The sequence below is a fragment of the Acidovorax sp. SUPP3334 genome (genome assembly GCF_030159055.1).
Classification (GTDB): domain Bacteria; phylum Pseudomonadota; class Gammaproteobacteria; order Burkholderiales; family Burkholderiaceae_C; genus Paracidovorax.
In genome coordinates this window covers 118,544-133,473 of record NZ_BQXQ01000006.1, presented here as the reverse complement: position 1 = coordinate 133,473, position 14,930 = coordinate 118,544, and the positions used below count along the sequence as shown (strand labels likewise).

At 67.2% G+C, this 14,930-nt stretch carries 16 protein-coding genes; 5 read left to right on the top strand and 11 right to left on the bottom strand.

Translation table 11 applies throughout. The annotated features are described in order from the left end of the window. Positions 1–39 precede the first annotated feature (39 nt). From AVHM3334_RS04905 to AVHM3334_RS04855, 11 genes are all read right to left on the bottom strand, one after another. Positions 40–795, bottom strand: a complete 756-nt coding sequence (locus AVHM3334_RS04905) for an ABC transporter permease (protein WP_284410151.1) — start codon at positions 793–795, stop codon at positions 40–42. After that, on the bottom strand, positions 792–1,769 hold the full coding sequence (locus AVHM3334_RS04900) for an ABC transporter ATP-binding protein (protein ID WP_284410149.1): 978 nt from the start codon (positions 1,767–1,769) through the stop codon (positions 792–794). The genes AVHM3334_RS04905 and AVHM3334_RS04900 overlap by 4 nt, the downstream gene beginning before the upstream one ends. Positions 1,770–1,971: 202 nt before the next feature. After that, positions 1,972–2,241, bottom strand: coding sequence for an STAS domain-containing protein (locus tag AVHM3334_RS04895; protein WP_284410147.1), 270 nt, complete (start codon positions 2,239–2,241; stop codon positions 1,972–1,974). Positions 2,242–2,266: 25 nt separating this feature from the next. Further along, positions 2,267–2,920 carry an MlaC/ttg2D family ABC transporter substrate-binding protein gene (locus AVHM3334_RS04890; protein ID WP_284410146.1) on the bottom strand — a complete coding sequence of 218 codons (654 nt, stop codon included), beginning with the start codon at positions 2,918–2,920 and terminating at the stop codon, positions 2,267–2,269. A gap of 138 nt (positions 2,921–3,058) precedes the next feature. Next, positions 3,059–3,820 carry an MlaA family lipoprotein gene (locus tag AVHM3334_RS04885; RefSeq protein WP_284410144.1) on the bottom strand — a complete coding sequence of 254 codons (762 nt, stop codon included), beginning with the start codon at positions 3,818–3,820 and terminating at the stop codon, positions 3,059–3,061. Further along, entirely contained in the window at positions 3,817–4,320 is a 504-nt protein-coding gene (mlaD, locus tag AVHM3334_RS04880; RefSeq protein ID WP_284410142.1) for an outer membrane lipid asymmetry maintenance protein MlaD, read from the bottom strand. The genes AVHM3334_RS04885 and mlaD overlap by 4 nt, the downstream gene beginning before the upstream one ends. 38 nt (positions 4,321–4,358) lie before the next feature. Next, entirely contained in the window at positions 4,359–5,141 is a 783-nt protein-coding gene (gene mlaE, locus AVHM3334_RS04875; RefSeq protein ID WP_284410140.1) for a lipid asymmetry maintenance ABC transporter permease subunit MlaE, read from the bottom strand. After that, entirely contained in the window at positions 5,138–5,956 is an 819-nt protein-coding gene (locus tag AVHM3334_RS04870; RefSeq protein ID WP_284410137.1) for an ABC transporter ATP-binding protein, read from the bottom strand. The genes mlaE and AVHM3334_RS04870 overlap by 4 nt, the downstream gene beginning before the upstream one ends. 214 nt (positions 5,957–6,170) lie before the next feature. Continuing rightward, positions 6,171–6,959 carry an amino acid ABC transporter ATP-binding protein gene (locus AVHM3334_RS04865; protein ID WP_284410134.1) on the bottom strand — a complete coding sequence of 263 codons (789 nt, stop codon included), beginning with the start codon at positions 6,957–6,959 and terminating at the stop codon, positions 6,171–6,173. After that, a complete protein-coding gene (locus tag AVHM3334_RS04860) occupies positions 6,940–7,593 on the bottom strand; it encodes an amino acid ABC transporter permease (protein WP_092743259.1) in 654 nt (217 codons plus the stop codon). The genes AVHM3334_RS04865 and AVHM3334_RS04860 overlap by 20 nt, the downstream gene beginning before the upstream one ends. A gap of 199 nt (positions 7,594–7,792) precedes the next feature. Further along, the gene (locus AVHM3334_RS04855) at positions 7,793–8,578 is read right to left on the bottom strand and encodes an amino acid ABC transporter substrate-binding protein (protein ID WP_284410132.1); all 786 of its coding nucleotides are present in this window, start codon (positions 8,576–8,578) and stop codon (positions 7,793–7,795) included. Between the two features lie 471 nt (positions 8,579–9,049). Between AVHM3334_RS04855 and AVHM3334_RS04850 the strand changes: the two genes are divergently transcribed. The 5 genes from AVHM3334_RS04850 (at position 9,050) to AVHM3334_RS04830 (ending at position 14,899) form a co-directional block, all read left to right on the top strand. After that, positions 9,050–9,988 (top strand): hypothetical protein, encoded by a 939-nt coding sequence (locus AVHM3334_RS04850; protein WP_284410130.1) that lies wholly within the window; start codon positions 9,050–9,052, stop codon positions 9,986–9,988. 18 nt (positions 9,989–10,006) lie between these two features. After that, a complete protein-coding gene (locus AVHM3334_RS04845; RefSeq protein ID WP_284410127.1) occupies positions 10,007–10,498 on the top strand; it encodes a DUF1240 domain-containing protein in 492 nt (163 codons plus the stop codon). 405 nt (positions 10,499–10,903) lie between these two features. Beyond that, a complete protein-coding gene (locus AVHM3334_RS04840; protein WP_502869855.1) occupies positions 10,904–11,464 on the top strand; it encodes a sigma-70 family RNA polymerase sigma factor in 561 nt (186 codons plus the stop codon). A gap of 1 nt (position 11,465) precedes the next feature. Beyond that, entirely contained in the window at positions 11,466–12,461 is a 996-nt protein-coding gene (locus AVHM3334_RS04835; RefSeq protein WP_284410123.1) for a FecR domain-containing protein, read from the top strand. Then, positions 12,461–14,899 carry a TonB-dependent siderophore receptor gene (locus AVHM3334_RS04830; protein ID WP_284410122.1) on the top strand — a complete coding sequence of 813 codons (2,439 nt, stop codon included), beginning with the start codon at positions 12,461–12,463 and terminating at the stop codon, positions 14,897–14,899. The genes AVHM3334_RS04835 and AVHM3334_RS04830 overlap by 1 nt, the downstream gene beginning before the upstream one ends. Positions 14,900–14,930 lie beyond the last annotated feature (31 nt).

Below are 14,930 nucleotides of genomic sequence, written 5' to 3'. Positions count from 1 at the left end.
CGAAGCGGTTCAAGGGAGGTGGGCGGCTCATGACCGGGCTCATGACCGGATCTTGTAGCCGGTGCGCAGCAGGTGCATGGCCAGGGCGCTCACCAGCAGCCAGGCGATGCCCACGATCCCCAGGCTCAGCCACGGCGAAGTGTCGCTCTGGCCGAAGAAGCCGTAGCGAAAGCCATCGATCATGTAGAAGAACGGGTTCAGATGGCTCACCGTCTGCCAGACCGGCGGCAGCGACTGGATGGAATAGAACACGCCCGACAGGAACGTCATGGGCACGATCACGAAGTTCTGGAACGCCGCCATCTGGTCGAATTTGTCGGCCCACAGCCCGGCGATCAGCCCCAGCGTGGACAACAGCGCCGCACCCAGCAGGGCGAAAGCCAGGATCCACAGCGGCGCCGCGAACTCCGGCCGCGCGAACGCGAGCGTCACCACGAACACACCCAGCCCCACGACCAGCCCGCGTACGATGGACGAGCCCACGTAGGCCACGAACCAGGCCCAGTGCGACAGCGGCGTGAGCAGCACGAACACCAGGCTGCCCATGATCTTGCTCTGCACCAGGCTGGACGAACTGTTGGCGAAGGCGTTCTGCAGAATGCTCATCATCACCAGGCCCGGAATCAGGAAAGCCGTGTAGCTGATGCGGTCGTACACCTTCACGTGGTCTTCCAGCACATGGCCGAAGATCAGCAGGTACAGCACGGCCGTGAGCACCGGTGCGGCCACGGTCTGGAAGCTCACCTTCCAAAAGCGCAGCACTTCTTTGTAGAAGAGGGTCTGCCAGCCGGTCACAGGCGCACCCCGCCTTCGGCCGTGGCCTCGGGCCCTTCGGGTGGCGCGGGCTCGCGCGCCGGATCGGGGTAGCTGCCCTGCGCCATCACGTTGAGGAACACGTCCTCCAGGTCGGCCTTGCGGATCTCCACGTCATGCACGGTGACGCCCGCAGCGCGCAGCACGGCCAGGTGGCGTTCGATGTCCTGCGCGTCCTGGGCGGGCAGCTGCACCACGCGGCCGGTCACCCGGGCAACGGCCGCCAGGGCGGGCGGCAGCGCATCGTCGGTCTTGAAACGCATCACGTTCGTGGAGGCGCCCTGCAGCAGGTCGGAGGTGGTGGACAGTGCCACCATGCGACCGCGCTTGAGCATGGCGATGCGGTTGCACAGCGCCTCGGCCTCTTCCAGGTAATGGGTGGTGAGCAGCACCGTGTGGCCTTCCTTGTTCAGGCGGGCGACGAAGTGCCACAGCGTCTGGCGCAGCTCGACGTCCACGCCCGCGGTGGGCTCGTCCAGCACGATGATCGGGGGTTTGTGCACCAGCGCCTGGGCGACCAGCACGCGGCGCTTCATGCCGCCCGAGAGCTGTCGCATGTTGGATGTGGCCTTGTCGGCCAGCCCCAGGTTTTCCAGCAGCTCGTCGATCCAGGCGTCGTTGTTCTTCACGCCGAAGTAGCCGGACTGGATGCGCAGGGCCTCGCGCACATTGAAGAAGGGATCGAACACCAGTTCCTGCGGCACCACGCCCAGCTTGCGGCGTGCGGCGGCGAAATCGGTTTGCACATCGCTGCCCTGCACGCGCACATGGCCACTGGTGGCCCGGGCGAGGCCGGCAAGAATGCTGATGAGGGTGGTCTTTCCCGCGCCGTTCGGGCCGAGAAGGCCGAAGAACTCGCCCTCCTCGATGTCCAGGCTGACATGGTCGAGCGCCTGGAAGGGGCCTTTGGGCGTGGAATAGGTCTTGGAGACGGACTGGAAGGAGACTGCGGGCATGGGAGCCGGGGATTTTACGGCGTGCCGGCAACCGGTGCCCGCGCAAGGCGATGGGAAAGCGATGGGAATGAGAATTCAGCGCAAAAGGCCCGCATTGGACGCGGCCACGCGGACGGTGTGAACGGATCAGGCCCGTACAAGGCCCGGGCCCGCCTATCCGCGCAGGCCGGTTCTTCCATGCACGGGCCGTCTGTCCGGCGCCTCAGGCAGCCGGCAGCAGCTCGCCCACGCCGTACAGGCCGGCGAGCTTTTGCAGGCCCTCTGGCAGCGACTTGACCTCGAAGCGCTTGCCTTCCAGCAGCGCCGCGCGGCGGCAGCCCAGCAGCACGGAAAGCGCCGACGAATCGAACGTGGCCAGCGCGCTGGCATCCACCACCAGCAGCTCGTCGCGGTTGGCCTTCAGGCCCTGCAGCAGCATGCGCAGGCTCGCATTGGCCTGGGCATGGGTCAGTTCCGAGGGAAGCACCAGCATGGCGGTTGTCCGTCAGAGCCGGCGGTCAGCCGCCCTTGGCAGCGTTGGCGGCGTTGGTCTTGTTGCGGGCCACCAGCGATTCGATCAGTCCATCCACGCCCTTGGCGTTGATCTCCTGCGCGAACTGGCCGCGGTAGGTTTCGACCAGCCACACGCCCAGCACGTTCAGGTTGTAGATCTTCCAGCCGGCGCCATCGCCGGGCGTCTTTTCCAGGCGGTAGTCGAGCTGGACCGGCTCGCCACGGCCCTGGATCTCGGTGCGCACCAGCACGTCCTTGTCGTCGGCCGCCATGCGCAGCGGCTTGACGGTGATGGTCTGGTCGTTGACCTGGCTCAGTGCGCCGGAGTAGGTGCGCACCAGCAGCGTCTTGAATTCTTCCTGCAAGCGCTTTTGCTGGTCGGGGGTGGCCTGGCGCCAGCCCGGGCCCACGGCAGCGGCGGTCATGCGGCGGAAGTTGACGTGCGGCAGGATGGTCTTGTCGACCAGCGCCATGATCTTGTTCACGTCGCCGGCCTTGATGCTCTTGTCGTTGCGCACGGTGTCCAGCACATCGGCCGACAGGCGCTTGACCAGCGCATCGGGCGCCTCTTCGGCGGCCAGGGCGGCGAGCGGTGCGCCCAGCCACAGCACGGCGGCGGTGCAAAGGGCGGCTTGGCTCAGGGTGCGTCGATTCATCATGGTGTGTTTCCTTCATCGGGTGCGCCAGGGCGGCGCCCCTTCGATTCATTCATTTTCGGGTCGGGCCGGCGCACAGATGCGTCGGTCCGGTGCACGGATGCAAGCAACTGCAACCGCGCCACGCAAGGGCCGGGCGCCTCAGCGCGCCGGCTCTTCGGGCAGCTTGCCGCCACCGTCGTCGTATTCTTCGTCGCCATTGCTGGCCGGCGCGCCGCCTTCCTGGCTGCGTACCTGTAGGAACACGTCCCGCGTGAAGCTGTATTTGTCGAGTGCCGCCGTGTCCAGCACCGAGCTGGCGCGCAGCAGGTTGGCGCGGATGTTCACCACGCGCAGGGCATACAGCGAATTGCGCGCCGACACCGGGTCCACGTACGAGACGAGGTCACCCTTGGCATCGACCGGCAGCGCGAGCGTGTCGCGCACGGTGGAAGGACCGAGCAGCGGCAGCACGAGGTAAGGACCGGTGGGAATGCCCCAGTGGCCGAGCGTGAGACCGAAGTCCTGCTTGGCACGGTCCACGCCCATTTCGCTGGCCACGTCGAAGACGCCGCCCAGGCCGAACACGGTGTTCACGTTGAAGCGCACCAGGCTGTTGAGCGCACCCTCGACGCGCAATTGCAGCAGGTTGTTCACGAAAGACCAGGCATCGCTCAGGTTGGCAAAGAAGTTGCTGACGCCGGTGCGTACCGGCGCGGGCGTGACGTCCCGGTAGGCCGTGGCGACGGGCTTCAGGATGATCGAATCCACGTTCTCGTTGAAATTCGTCATGCTGCGGTTGTAGGGCTCCAGCGGGTCACGCGGGTTGGCCCCCGGACCGCTCGCGCAGCCCGTCAGGAAGAGCGCGCCCAGTGCGAGTGCGCCGCCATGGGCCAGGGCCCTTTTCATGGTCGTTGTCGTCATTTTTTGCCACCTGTGCTGGAGGGCGCGGCGCTGCTGCTGCCACCGCTGCCTTCTGCCTTGCCGTATAGAAATTGTCCGATGAGGTTTTCCAGCACCACAGCCGACTGGGTGGAGGATATCTTGTCGCCTTCGGCCAGATTGGCCTCGTCGGCACCGGCCTGGATGCCGATGTACTGGTCGCCGAGCAGGCCGCTCGTGAGAATCTTGAGCGAGCTGTCCTTGGGGAAGGCATAGCGCTTTTGCAGCTCCAGCGTCACCTTGGCCTGAAAGCTCTTGTCGTCGAAAGTGATGGACTGCACGCGGCCCACCACCACGCCGGCGCTGCGCACCGCCGCCTGGGGCTTCAAGCCGCCGATGTTGTCGAACAGGGCCGTGATCTGGTAGCCGGTCTGGAAGTTCAGCCGGAGCAGGTTGGCCGACTGCAAGGCCAGAAAGACCAGCGCCGCCCCGCCCAGCAGGACGAACAGGCCGACCCAGATATCGTTCTTGGAATGCTGCATGGTGTGTGTTTTCCTAGCGGGCCCGGCGTGCGGCCCCATCAAATACTGAACATCAGGGCGGTGAGGACGAAGTCCAGCCCCAGCACGGCGAGCGACGCCATCACCACCGTGCGCGTGGTGGCCCGCGACACGCCTTCGGGCGTGGGCTTGGCCAGATACCCTTGCAGCAGCGCGATGAAGGTGACGGTGACGCCGAACACGAGGCTCTTGAGCACCCCGTTGCCCACGTCCTTCCACACGTCCACGCCGCCCTGCATCTGGCCCCAGAAGGCGCCGCCGTCCACGCCGATCATGAGCACGCCCACGATCCAGCCGCCGATCACGCCCACCGCGCTGAACACGGCGGCCAGCAGCGGCATGGTGAACACGCCGGCCCAAAAGCGCGGAGCCAGAATGCGGCGCACCGGATCGACGGCCATCATTTCCATGGCCGAGAGCTGCTCGCCCGCGCGCATCAGGCCGATCTCGGCCGTGAGCGAGGTGCCCGCGCGGCCGGCGAACAGCAGCGCGGTGACGACCGGGCCCAGCTCGCGCACCAGCGACAGCGCCACCAGAAGGCCCAGCGATTCGGCCGAGCCGTAGCGCTGCAGCGTGTAGTAGCCCTGCAGGCCGAGCACGAAGCCCACGAACAGGCCCGACACGGCAATGATGGACAGCGAATAGTTGCCCAGGAAATGGATCTGGTCGCGCACCAGCCCGGGCCGCTGCAGCGTGGCGCCGAAGAGGCCGATCAGGCGCACGAACAGGCGCGACGCACGGCCCACGCCCGCCAGCTGGCTGCGCACGGCAAAGCCCACGTCGGAAGGACGCCACCAGCTCATCGCGCACCTCCGGGAGTGGGGCCGAAATCGTTATCGATGTCCGGGCCGGGGTAATGGAAAGGCACGGGCCCGGTCGGCAGCGCATGCACGAACTGGTGCACCAGCGGGTCCTTGCTGGCGCGCACTTCTGCGGGCGTGCCCTGCGCGGCAACGGTGCCGGGGCCGAGCACGATCACGTGGTCGGCCACGCGGAAGGTCTCTTCCACGTCGTGCGAGACGATCAGGGTGGTGAGGCCCATGGCGTCGTTGAGCTGGCGAATGAGCTGGGCGGCGATGCCCAGCGAGATGGGATCGAGCCCGGCGAAGGGCTCGTCATAAAGAATGAGTTCGGGATCGAGCGCGATGGCCCGGGCCAGTGCCACGCGCCGTGCCATGCCGCCAGAAATCTGGCTGGGCATGAGGTCGCGCGCACCGCGCAGGCCCACGGCATGCAGCTTCATCAGGACGATGTCGCGGATCAGCTCTTCGGGAAGGTCGGTGTGCTCGCGCAGCGGAAAGGCCACGTTCTCGAACACGCTCATGTCGGTGAACAGCGCGCCGAACTGGAACAGCATGCCCATGCGCCGGCGCGCGGCATAAAGGGCTTTGGAATCCATGCGGCCGACGTCCTGGCCGGCGACCAGCACCTCGCCCTGCTGCGCCCGCTGCTGCCCGCCGATGAGGCGCAGCACCGTGGTCTTGCCGCCTCCGGAGGCGCCCATGAGCGCCGTCACCTTGCCACGCGGCACGGACAGCGACACATCGCGCAGGATGACACGCTCGCCGTACGAGAACGTCACGTTGCGCAGTTCGACCAGTTGTGGGTGCTCAGGCATTCAGGGTTTTACGGGATTCGGGAAAAGGGCCGACGGGCGATTGTCGCGGGTAAGGGCAAACCCCGGGCACGCGATGGTAACGCAAACATACATGCATGGATGTTTGCAAAGCCATACAAAAACCGTTTGCTCCGTTTTTTATAGCAACATGCCCTAGCAGTGATTGCGCTGGTGGCCGATTTGGCTTTGATTTTCCAGGACGGCACCCGGTCGGTCAAAGCATGCTGCGAAGAAATGCCTGGGTGCGCGCATGTTGCGGATTGGCGAAAAACTCGGCCGCCGGGGCCGATTCGATCAGTTCGCCCCGGTCCATGAACACCACGCGGTGGGCCACTTCGCGGGCAAAGCCCATTTCATGGGTGACGACCAGCATGGTCATGCGCTCGCGCGCCAGCTCGCGCATGGTGCGCAGCACTTCGCCCGTCAGCTCCGGGTCGAGGGCGGACGTGGGCTCGTCGAACAGCAGGATGTCGGGCTCCATGGCCAGCGCGCGGGCGATGGCCACGCGCTGCTTTTGCCCGCCCGACAGCCGGCCGGGGAAGTTGTCGCGCTTCTCAGACAGGCCCACTTTGGCCAGCAACGCTTCGGCGCGCGCCACGGCGGCCTCGCGCGGCACGCCGCTCACCACCATGGGCGCTTCGATGAGGTTCTGCAGCACGGTCAGGTGCGGGAACAGATTGAACGACTGGAACACCATGCCCATCTTGCGGCAGATGCCCCGCACACGGGCCTCGGGCACGTAGGTGCAGCGGCCCGAGGCGTCGGTGGTGGCCAGCGGCTCGCCCTCGATGGCGATGTCGCCGGCGTCGATGGTTTCCAGATGGTTCAGGCAGCGCAGGAAGGTGCTCTTGCCCGAGCCGGAAGGCCCGATCACCGCCACCACCTCGCCACGGCCCAGCGTGAGCGACACGTCGCGCAGCACCTGCGTGGCACCGAAAGCCTTGTGCAGGCCGCGCGCCTCGATCATCGGCGCGCCGGCGGTGTCATTCGTCGTGTTTGGCATAGCGTTTTTCCAGGCGCTGGAAGCCCCAGGTGAGCACCAGGGTCATGGTCAGATAGAAAGCCGCCGCCACGATGAACGGCGTGGTCGTGAAATCGCGCTGCACGATGCCGCGCGCGGCGCGCAGCAGGTCGTTGAGCGCGAGCACGTAGATCAGCGACGTGTCCTTGACCAGCGTGATCGTCTCGTTGCTCATGGGCGGCAGGATGCGGCGCACCATCTGCGGCAGCACGATGCGGCGCATGGTCTGCCCGTACGTCATGCCCAGCACCTTGGCGCCTTCGTACTGGCCCCGGTCGATGGACTGGATGCCGGCGCGGAAGATCTCGGCGAAATACGCCGCGTAGTTGAGCGCGAAGGCCACCACGGCGGCGGGAAAGTCGGGCAGCCGCACACCGATCACCGGCACGAACGGCAGCGCGAAATAGATGAACAGCATCTGCAGCATGAGCGGCGTGCCGCGCATGAGCCAGATGTAGCCGTTGACCAGCCCCGACAGCGGCGCGAAGCGCGACACCCGGGCCAGCGCCAGCGCGAGGCCCAGCGGCACGGCCAGCACGAGCGTGATGGCGAAGAGCTTCAGGGTGACCGCGGCGCCCTGCGCCATCGGCCCCAGCAGGGAAAGAACGTAATCCATCTATGAGCGACGAGAGTCCATGGCTAAACGACTGCGGCCGGAAAGGCCTGCAGCCTGGGCAACTGGCGCGGCCAGATACCAGCGGCAGCCGCGCAAGGGCCGCCCCGCCGCGCCGGCTGCGGTCCCCCTTCCCGCATCACGCAGTGATGCGAGAGAAGGGTGAAGGGGGAAGGCGCGCAGCGCCTCAGGGGGTTGTTCTTTATTTGACGATGTTCTTGCCGAACCACTGCGTGGCGATCTTGCCGGCCGTGCCGTCTTGCTTCATGTCGGCCAGGGCCTTGTCCAGGCGGCCCTGCAGCGCGGTGTCGTCCTTGCGCACGCCCACGCCGTAGTCTTCGGTGCCGAAGTTCTCGTCCAGCACGGCGTATTCGGCGGGCTTCTTGGCCACGTAGTAGCGGCCCACGACTTCATCGACCACGACGGCTTCCAGGCGGCCGGTGGACAGGTCCATGAGCGCGGTCACGTTGTCGCCGAAGGTCTTGAATTCCTTGAACGACTTGAACACGGCATCTTCCTTCTTGACCGCATCGACCGCGCTGCTGCCCTCCTGCGCGCCCACCACCTTGCCGGCCAGATCGGCCTTGGTCTTGATGGCGGACTTGGCGGACACCACGACGATCTGGTGGTTCTCCATGTAAGGCGCGGTGAAGGCGATGTTCTGCTTGCGCTCGGGCGTGATGGTCAGGCCGTTCCACAGCGCATCGACGCGCTGGCCGGACAGCTCGGCCTCCTTGGCGCTCCAGTCGATCGGCTTGAACTCGACCTCGACGCCCATGCGCTTGGCGGCTTCACGCGCCATGTCGATGTCGAAACCCACCAGCGTGTTCTTCTCGTCGCGAAAGCCCATGGGCGGGAAGTTGTCGTCCAGCCCCACCACGATCCTGGTGACGGCGGCGGGTGCAGCCTGCTGCGCGCTGTCGTTCTTGCCGCAACCGGCCAGCAGGGCGCCCAGGGACATCAATAAAACGGCTGCAATCTTGTTCATGGCTTGAGTGAGTTTTCCAGGGAGACGAAAAGCAAACGCGCGCGGCAGCCTGCAGGGGCAGGCGGCCACGCGCGATGGGAGTGGGTCCAGGGCAATATTGTCTCCGAGACGCGTAAAGCGCCCCAAAGCGCCCCAAAGCGGCACAGGGCGGTGCAGGGCGGTGCAGGGCGGTGCAGGGTGCTCGGGCACTTTGAGTCAAAAAGGGCTCCAGCACAATCAATACGCCGGCATACAGCTACTAAAAGCATAGCAATTCACGACCAGGGGCGGCAGGCTGCAAGCCACCTGGGCCTGGGCACCAAGTGCTTTAACCGAGTCTTCTAAAGCATGCTCACGGAAATTTTCCGCGAGGCCCTCTGCCGGCCCGACCAAAGGCTGTTCAAACACCTTGTTGCATCCTGACGTCTTTCCCGTTTTCGCCTGCAGCTAGCATTCGCACCCAACGAAAACGCAATCTCAAGGGGGGATTGAATGAGCGCTGAATTGGCGGCCACGTTCTTCAACGTCGGCTACGGACAGACCCTGGCCCAGTCCATGGACAAGAACCAGGTGGACGTGCTGGTGCTGACGCAGGGCCAGTACATGAGCATCCTGCAGGACAAGGCCAGGAACAGCGCGGCGCTGGAATTCAGCCTGCGCAAGATGCTGTCCCAATCCACCTTCGGGCAGTACTGGCAGAAAGAGTTCAGCCCGAATGCGGGTGAGCCGTGGGTCGGGCCGGTGGCCCAGGGCGCCAACGACGCTCTCGCCATCACCAAGACGCTGAACGCCATCGGCATTGCCGGCATCGGCAGCTACATCAAGACCACGGCAGCAGGCACGTACATCATCATCAAGGGCTACTCGGCACGGCGCAGCAGTGCGCTGCAAGGCACTCGGTATCTGGCGACCCATCCGAAGATGCTGCAACTGGGCCTGGGCATGAAAAGCCTGCAGGGCATCGCCAAGGGCGGCTTCATGCTGGGCGTGGTCGTGTCAACGGGGATTGAGTTGATGGACTTCATGTTCAATGACGAGAAGACCATGTATGACTTGGTGGGCGGGATCGGCGTGGAGGCCGTCAAAGGCGGCCTGGGGGCGTTGGTCGCCTACGGGCTTGGTGCGTTTTTTGGAGGAATGGTTACTACCGTTGCCGTCCTTCCGCTGGTCTTCATGGCTGTCGTAGCAGTAGGCGCGGGCATCGGCCTGAATGTGCTGGACCGTGACTACAAAATTAAGAGCAACGTGATTGCGGCCCTCAAGACGCTTCCCGAAAACACCGCTCAAGGTCTCTACTACATCGACACCAAGGTGCAATCTTGGCAGGACGAGTTGCGCAATGTCATTGAGCAAAAGAAAGTGGAGATGGGGCGTGCGATTGACACCGGCGTCAAGGATTGGCTTTGCCGAATCTCCTGCAGACGTTATTAGTCATTGGAATCGACTTCAATGCACAACATTCAACAAATCCGACAGGGCTTGATATGGGGTATTCCGCTTTGCTTGGGCGTGGCTGCAGGCTGCATCCTGATGATTTCCCATGAGATCGTTCCGACACTGAAGGCAATCGCGTCAATAGCACCCGCAGTCAGGATTTCTCCTGCTGCACAGTTGGCGCCATTTATCGCCGTTACTTGCCTTATCGGCATGGTGGTGGCTTGCATGCGGGCAATTCCCTGCAGCGACCGCGTAATCAAGAGTTCAGAGCGTGCAGCCAATATTGCGGTGATCGCCAGCGGCGTAGCCTTGTTGATGGTGCCTGTGACTGCAGTGAGTGTGAGGTATTACATGCCGAGTTTGGGCTACACAATCTGTGCGGACTTGCAGGACAACCCCACGATGTGGTTCACCGACTGGGTACGCGATCCAGCATGGTGTGTCAAAGGCAAGAGCCTGGATTGGGTGAACGAGCAGGCGTCAACGCCTCAAGCCAAGCCGTAGCTGCCTTGGCGCTCTTGCATCGTTGGGGCGGTTGGTGGGACCATGGCGACAACCCGGTCGCCAGCGCGGCGAAGGCCAAACCCATTGGCAGGGATCCCCACCAAGTGGCGCTTGTAAGTCGCCCAGGAGATGCCCAACTGCTGCGTCGCCTCCTGCTGCGTGTAGCCCATGGCGGTCTGCAAGGCGAGCAGGTCGTCTGCGATCAGTGCTCTGCCAGGGCTCCGCCCGGCGCCAAGTAATTGCATTCGCCCGGCTGGGCGCCGTAGCGGTACGCATTGATCTGCATGTTGCCGCGCGACATCAGCAAGAGTTAGCTCCGTCGGAGGACTGCTCGACACGCTGCGGGCCTGCAGCCGCCAACGGATGAGATAATGCGACACATTCTCATTCATAGGACTTCCGCCCTTGGCCTCCGTGTCCGCCGCTCACCCTTGCGCTGCGCCCGCCCTCCGGCCGGCCGACGAGATCGGCCGCCTGTACGGAGAGCACCACCGCTGGCTGCTGGGCTGGCTGCGGGCAAAGCTGGGCTGCCCGCACCAGGCGGCTGATCTGGCGCAGGACATCTTCGTGCGCCTGCTGGTGCACCGCCTGGGCAGCGGCTTCGGTGACGGCAGCGATGCCGCCGCCCCGCGCGAGCCCCGCGCCTATCTGGTCACGGTGGCGGGCCGGCTCGTCGCCAACCACTTTCGCCGCCTGTCGCTGGAGCGCGCCTGGCTGGATGCGCTCGCCACGCTGCCCGAGGCGCAGCTGCCATCGGCCGAGCAGCACGCCATGGCCCGCCAGGCGCTGCACCGGCTCGATGCCGCGCTGGCCGGCCTGTCCGATCGCGCGCGGCGGGCCTTTTTGCTGTCGCAGATCGACGGCCAGGACTACGCCCGCGTTGCCGTGGCGCTGGGCGTGACCGAGCGCAGCGTCAAGCGCTACATGGCGCAGGCGTTCGAGGCGTACATCCTGGCGGTGGAGTGAGGTGAGCGGCAGCGCAGAACCGGCCGGCACTGGCGTGGCCCTGCCCCTGGAGCGCCACGCCGTGCGCGCCGCCGCCCAATGGCTGGCGCGGCTGCACAGCGGCCACGCCGATGCGCACGACCAAGCGGCTTGCGAACGCTGGCGCGCGGCGCACCCCGAACACGAGCGGGCCTGGCAGCGCGCGCAGCGCATGCAGGCGCAACTGGGGCTGATCACACCGCCGCTTGCGAATGCCGTGCTGGGCCGCGCGCGCGACACGGGCCGCCGCAGCGCGCTGAGGGCCCTGGGCGGTCTGGTGGTGGCGGTGCCCGCCGCACACCTGGCCTGGCGCCAGTGGGGCCCGGCATGGACGGCCGACCACCGCACCGCGCTGGGTGAGCGCCGCGACATCACCCTGCCGGATGGCACGCGCATCTGGCTCAACACCGACACCGCCATCGACGTGACCTATTCGCCCGCGCAGCGCAGCGTGCGGCTGCTGCGCGGGGAGGTGCTGATCGAAACCGCTGCGCACGCGCAGGCCGCCGCGCCGCGGCCCTTCGTGCTCGCCACGCGCGAGGGCGAACTGCGCCCGCTGGGCACGCGCTTCGTGGTGCGCGACTCGGCCGATGGCTGCGGCCTCACGGTACACGAGGGCGCCGTGGCCGTGCGCACGGCGCAGGGGCTGGCGCGAACGGTGGCGGCGGGCCAGGCGATGCGCTTCACGGCCGGCGAACTGTCGCCCAGCGTGCCGGCCGACCCGTTCACCGGTCGCTGGACCGAGGGGCTGCTGGTGGCGCGCAACCAGCCGCTGGGCGAATTCCTCGGTGAACTGGCGCGCTACCGCGCGGGCATCGTGCAGTGCGACCCGGCCGTGGCCGGGCTGCGCATCGCCGGCGCGTTCCAGATCGACCGCACCGACGCCGTGCTCGACGCCCTGCCCCGCACCCTGCCCGTGCGTGTGGCCTGGCGCACGCGCTACTGGGCTCGGGTGCTGCCGGCCGACGCGCAAGGCTGATGGTGGCCCGCACGCGCGCACTGGCCGGCTCCCTGGCGCTGTGCCTGCTGGCCGCTGCCAACGCACAGGCAGCAGGCCCCGGGCCGCTCGCCATCGATCTGCCGGCAGGGCCGCTGGCCGACCGATTGCCCGCGCTGGCGGCCCAGACCGGCGCCTCGGTGCAGGCCGACGCGACCTTGTTGCGTGGCGTGCAGGCGCCGGGGGTGGCGGGCCGGCTCACGGCGGGCGAGGCGCTTTCACGCCTGCTGGCGGGCAGCGGGCTCGCCGCGGCCGAAGAATCGCCAGGGGTGTTCGTGCTGCGGCGCCAGGCGACGGCCCCGTGGCCTGCGCTCCCTGCTCCCGAGGCCGAGGTGCTGCCCGTGGTGCGGGTGACGGCCCGGCGCGGCGCAGCGCCGGACGAAGGCGTCGAATGGAGCGCTGCTGGCGCCGCGATTCGCACCGACACGCCGTCCCTGGCCGTGCCGCAGGCCCTGTCGGTCGTGTCGCGCCAGTCGCTCGATGCGCTGGGTGCCACGCGGCTGGACCACGCGCTCGATTACGTGCCCGGCGTATCGCGCCAGAACGACTTCGGCGGCACCTGGGACAACGTGGCCGTGCGGGGTTTCGCCGGGCACGAAGACACGGGCATGAGCCTGCTTCGCAACGGCATGGCCGGCAACCGCGGCTACAACGCGCCGCGCGACACGGCCAACGTGGAGCGCTTTGAATTCCTGCGCGGTCCGGTGGCCGCGCTGTACGGCGTGTCCGAGCCCGGCGGCACCATCAATGTGGTGACGCAGCCGGCGCCGTGGGAGCCGCTGCGCACCATCGAATGGAGCCTGGGCCGCTGGAACGCACGGCGTGCCGCGCTCACCCTGGGCGGCCCGCTGGACGTTGACGCCCACGCTGGCGTCAACGGAGACGGAAAAGCAGGCGACGACCCGCCCGCGCCCGCCCGCATCGCCTACCGGCTGACCGCCGTGGCAGAGGACAAGGACAGCTTTCGCGAGCACGTTCGCACGCGCCGCGAAATGCTGGCGCCTGCGCTCACATGGCACTTGGCCGAGGCCACCACGCTGCGCTACGACGGCGAATGGCTGCGCCAGCGCGCGCCGCTGGACAGGGGCGTGGTCGCGCTCGGCGGGCAGTTGGGCACGGTGCCGATCGGCGCGTTCTACGGGGAGCCCGGCGACGGCGACCTCACCATGGTCAACCAGACGCACCAGTGGCTGCTGGAGCATGCGCTGTCGCCGGGCTGGCGCCTGCATGCGGGCCTGATGGCGCGGCGCGGCACGATGCGGGGCACCACCACCTACGGCCACGGCTACGGCGAGGCCCTGGCCGACCTGCAGGCGCGCGGCTGGCTGTGGCGCCAGCGGCGCTGGCGCGACTTCGCGTCGTCCGACCGGTCGGGCCAGATCGATCTGCAGGGCCAGTGGGTGGCCGGTGGGCTGCAGCACACGCTGCTGGCGGGGGCCGAGGCGTTTCGCTTCAGCCTGTCGCAGGTCATGCAGCAGGCACCGGCCAGCGCCTGGGAGAGCGACGGCATCGATGTGCGCCACCCGGTGTACGGGGCCGCGCGGCCGAGCACGCAGGATTTTCTGTCCACCGACGAACGCCAGCGCGGCGTGGGCCTGTACGTGCAGGACCAGATCCAGCTCGCGCCGCAGTGGCAGGCGCTGCTGGGCCTGCGCCACGACCGCTTCCGCCAGGCCGTGGACGACCGGCTGGCCGGCGGCACGCGGCGCCAGGCGCAGGGCGCGTTCTCGCCGCGCGCCGGCCTCACGTGGCTGCCCGTGCCGGGATGGGCGGTGTACGGCAGCGTCGGCGCTTCGTTCCGCCCGAACGTGGGGGTCGATGTGCGAGGCAGCGCGTTCGCGCCCGAGAAGGGCCTGGCGCGCGAACTCGGCGTGAAATGGCAGCCGCCCGAGGGCCGGCTGTCGGCCTCGCTCGCGATCTATGACATCGCCAAGCGCAACGTGCTCGTCACCGATCCGCAGAACCCCGACCACAGCGTGGCGGCGGGGCGCGTGCGCAGCCGGGGCGTGGAGTTCGAACTGACGGGCCGGCCCGTGCCGGGCTGGAACGTCGTGTCCGGCGCGGCCTGGCTGCAGCGGGCCTTGCCGCAGTTTCCGCGCGCAAGCGGCAGCGTGCTGCTGGTGCGCGAGTGGGCGCTGGACGCAGGCGCGGGCGGCACCGGCTCAGGCGGGCACACGGTCGGCTTCGGGGGCGGGCTCACGCACGTGGGGGAGCGCACGGGGGATGCCGGCTCGCCCCGGCTGCCCGCCTACACCACCGTGCGGCTGCTCGCGCACTGGCAGGCGGGGCCATCGCTGCGCCTGTCGCTGCAGGTGGACAACGCCTTCGACCGGCGCTATGACGCCAGCGCCTACAACAGCGTATGGGTGGTGCCCGGTGCGCCGCGCCACGTCACGTTCACGGCGAAGCACACGTTTTGATGGTTTGAAGAAGAAGAAAAATCGCACGAAA